This is a genomic window from Streptomyces sp. NPDC005195, assembly GCF_040608315.1.
GTDB classification, from domain to species: Bacteria; Actinomycetota; Actinomycetes; order Streptomycetales; family Streptomycetaceae; genus Streptomyces; species Streptomyces kaempferi.
Genome location: NZ_JBEXHZ010000190.1, coordinates 1 through 3,582, shown reverse-complemented (window position 1 = coordinate 3,582; position 3,582 = coordinate 1). Strand labels below are relative to the sequence as shown.

5 protein-coding genes are annotated in these 3,582 nt (G+C 72.4%); all 5 read right to left on the bottom strand.

Annotation, left to right across the window (positions count from 1 at the left end; all coding sequences use genetic code 11):
- Window positions 1-675: MFS transporter (locus ABZV34_RS37725; protein WP_356287284.1), on the bottom strand; the 675-nt coding region annotated here is incomplete at its 3' end.
- A 114-nt stretch (window positions 676-789) separates the two neighbouring features.
- Entirely contained in the window at window positions 790-1,323 is a 534-nt protein-coding gene (locus ABZV34_RS37720; protein WP_356287281.1) for a GNAT family protein, read from the bottom strand.
- Window positions 1,324-1,328: 5 nt separating this feature from the next.
- Window positions 1,329-2,291 carry a cupin domain-containing protein gene (locus ABZV34_RS37715; RefSeq protein ID WP_356287278.1) on the bottom strand — a complete coding sequence of 321 codons (963 nt, stop codon included), beginning with the start codon at window positions 2,289-2,291 and terminating at the stop codon, window positions 1,329-1,331.
- Window positions 2,288-3,133 carry a cupin domain-containing protein gene (locus ABZV34_RS37710; RefSeq protein WP_356287275.1) on the bottom strand — a complete coding sequence of 282 codons (846 nt, stop codon included), beginning with the start codon at window positions 3,131-3,133 and terminating at the stop codon, window positions 2,288-2,290. The genes ABZV34_RS37715 and ABZV34_RS37710 overlap by 4 nt, the downstream gene beginning before the upstream one ends.
- A 112-nt stretch (window positions 3,134-3,245) precedes the next feature.
- Window positions 3,246-3,383 carry a hypothetical protein gene (locus ABZV34_RS37705; RefSeq protein WP_168500444.1) on the bottom strand — a complete coding sequence of 46 codons (138 nt, stop codon included), beginning with the start codon at window positions 3,381-3,383 and terminating at the stop codon, window positions 3,246-3,248.
- Window positions 3,384-3,582: the final 199 nt, after the last annotated feature.

Sequence of the window (3,582 nt, the reverse complement as noted above, 5' to 3'; positions counted from 1 at the left end):
GTCGTGCAGCGACAGGGCCGCGTTGACCGCGACGACCCGCAGGAACGGCACGTCGCGCAGCGCCGTGAAGCGTCCCGCGGCGGGCGGGGCGGGGCGGGCGGCGGCCGCGGGCAGCCGGTGCACCAGCAGGCCCGCCACCACGAACGTGACGCCGTTGGCGAGCGGGATGACCTGCAGGGCGCCACGGGTGCCGACGGCGAGCAGGACCGCGGCGGCCAGGGTGCCCAGGCCCATGCTGGCGTTGCCGACGGAGCGGATCGCGGCGCGCGCGTTCACCCGGTCCTGGCCGGGGACGAGTTCGGCGATCAGGGACATGAAGGAGGGGCCGGTGCCGAACTGAAGGGCGCCCACCGCCACCGCCAGGACGACGAACTGCCAGGCCGAGTGCACGGCGGGCAGCGCGAGATAGCCGCAGCCCAGCCCGATCAGTAGCCAGGTCAGCAGCGGGCGGGCCCCGGTGCGGTCGGCGACCATGCCGAACAGCACCGAGGCGAGCAGCCCGGTCAGTCCGGCGGCGGACAGTGCCATGCCGATCTGGGCCGGGCTCAGGCCGGTGACCTGGGTGAGGTAGACCGCGGAGCCGGCCATGTACAGGCCCACGCCGATGCCGTCGATGCCGTGCAGGACGGCGAGCTGCCGTGCGGGGCCGTTCAGGCCGGCCGGGAACAGGGGCATGCGCGCTCTCCGCTCGGTCGTACGGCCGTGGCTGTGCCTATGCCTGTGGCTGTGGCTGTGCCTATGGCCGTGGCTGTGGCCGTATCTGTGGCTTCGGGGCCGGATGGTGGAGGGTCAGGGGGCGGGCGGGCCGAGGGGGCGCAGGACCGAGTAGAGGAGCTGGTCGTGCCAGGTGCCGGCGCGCCACTGGGCGCGGCGGACCCGGCCTTCCCGTTCGAAGCCGGCCTTCTCGGCGGCGCGTTGTTCGGCGAGGTTGTCGGTGTCGGTGCACACCTGGACGCGTTCGGCCCGGGTGTGGGTGAAGAGGTAGTCCACGAGCAGGCGCTGCGCCTGGGTTCCGATGCCCTGGCCGCGGTGGGCGGCGAACAGGCCGATCGCGATCTCCCAGCAGGCGGAGGTCTCCACGCGTCCCCATGCGCGGCAAAACCACTCGACGCGCCCGGCGAGGGTGTCGTCGACGGTGACGGACAGCATGTTCTCGTCACCGCCGAGCAGGCCTCGCTCGTCGAGCAGCCGGCGCAGCCGCAGGGTCGGCGTGTGCCCGAACCACTGGTAGGGGCCAGGGCCGTCGGGCCCGGCGAACTCCGTGTCGAACCGGTCGAGGTCCGCGGAGGTCACCGGGCGCAGCACGGTCGCCGGGCGCAGCACCGGTCTCATCCGAGGTGCCCGGCCTTGAGTCGTACGGCCTGTTTGAGCACCTGGGTCCCGTCCGCCGCGCCGAGGGTGCGGGTGAGCAGGGCGCGCAGCCGGGTGAGGCGTTCGGCCAGGGACAGTTCGTGGTGGTGCCGGGTGAGGGCCTCGAACTCGGGCAGGCCGAGGAGTTCGGCGAGGAAGACGTCGGCGAGGTCCTGGGGGGTGGGTTCCTCGATGGTGACGGCGATGTGGAGGGAGGTGCCGATGCGGGCGGTGGCGGAGTGCGGGGTGCCGTGCGGCATGTAGAGCACGTCGCCGGGGCGCAGGGTGACCTCCATACGCCGGTCGTAGGGGATGACACCGCCGGTGTAGCGGTCGGAGTCGCTGGTCGAGGTCTCGTCGAGGCGGCCCACCACCCAGTCCTTGACGCCGGCGATCTGCAGGACGAGGACGTGGGAGCCGTCCATGTGGGCGGCGATGGCGGTCTTGCCGGGCGGGCTGAGGAAGACGAACGACTCGAGTTCGGCGCGGAATTCGGGTGCCAGTGCCTGGACGAGGGCGCGCAGGCGGGGGTGCCAGTGTTCGGGCTGGCTGAACTTGAAGGTGCCGCCCGCGGCGAAGTCCGCCTTGATCTGGGCGGGGTTGATGTAGCCGGAGACGTGGTGGCCGACGATGGTGCGCGGGCGTGTCATCTCGGAGACGGCGGTGCGCACGCCTTCGTCGAAGGCGGTGAAGTAGGGGCGGATCAGCAGCCCGCAGTCCACCTCCTCCCACATCTCCCGCTCGGTGATCAGGCCGGTCAGGTCGGCCGAGGCGCGGAAGACGGCGGGCTGGGTGGCCCAGTGGTCGCGGAAGAACGCGTCGGTGTCGCCGACCAGGTCCTTGAGGGTGATCCGGGCGGCCGGGGCGTCGCCCGGGGTGTCCGGGGTGTCTTGTGCGGCCGAAGTGGGCGCTGCGGTACGGGGGTTCGGGGTGGCGGTCATCCCGTCACCTCCCGCATGGCGGTGAGGGCTGCGTGGGCCCAGGTGCCGTCGTCGAGGCGGCGGGTGTGTGCGAGCAGGGCGGTGCGGACGTGCTCGGTGCGCTGTTCGAGGGTGGTGGTGTGGAAGCGGTGGGCGAGGCCGGGGTCCGCGTCCAGGAGGTGGCGGCCGAGCGCTTCGAGGAGGTCGTCGGGGGTGGGTTCGGTGAGGGTGAAGGTGAGGTGGAGGGAGTCGCCGTCGCGGGCGACGGCGTCGTGGGGCCAGCCGTGCGGAAGGTAGAGCACGTCACCGGGTTCCAGGACGAAGGTGTGGGTGGGGTGGGCGGCGTCGACGTCGAGGCCCGCGTCGGCGCGGACCTGCTGCGAACCGGCGTACAGCTGCCACTCCTTGCGGCCTTCGAGCTGGAGGGCCACGACGTGGGAGGCGTCGCGGTGCGGGAGCATGCCGCGGCTCTCGGGCGGGGTCCAGAACACGTAGGAGGCCACCGCGACCTGGGCGGCGGCCTGGAGCTGTTCGACGACGGTGCGGGTGGGGCGGTGCCAGTCGGAGAGCTGGTTGAGCTTGAGGGTGCCGCCGGCCGACATCAGCCGGCGGACGGCCGCGGCGTCGGGGAAGCCGGGGCGCTGGTGCCCGATGACGTCCCGGGAGCGGGTGTAGGCGCTTTCCGGCGGGACGGCTCCGTGGCGCAGCACCGAGAAGTAGGGCCAGCGCAGCAGGCTGGCGTCCAGCTTCTGTTCGATGAAGGCGGAGGAGAGGTGGCCGGCGGGATCGACCGCGCCGCGGAGGATCCTGAATTCCTTGTTCCATGCGTCGGCGAAGATGCCCTCGCCGCGCAGAGTGTCCACGAGCGACGTGTTCAACCCGACCCCCAGGGCTCTGGTGTCTTCGGTGTCCGGGCGCCGGCCGGAGCGCTCGGCTGAGTGCGGGCGTTCCGGCCGGGCGGAGCCGTGTGGCGTGTCAGGCGTTGGAGATCTGGTTCATGATCGTCTTCGGGGAGTCGAAGGCGTCCTCCTCCTCGGCGCTGATGTTCGTCTGCGCCAGCTCCTCCGGGTTCTCGGAGTTGTCGATCGCGTTCTTCGTGTCGCGGATACCCATGTCAGCCTCCACAGGCGGCGGGGTTCTCACCGCGGTGGTGCGGTGAGCTGCCCTGGAGCATGCCAGCGGGGCCTCGCGCGGTCCTTGACCGCGCTCGGGTGCGACGGTCGAGCGCCGCCGGGGCGGGACGAGCGGGCGGGCCTGCTGGGTAACGGCGGCCGGTGAGCCGGGTGCTGGGGTGCTGGAGGGTGGGGTGTGC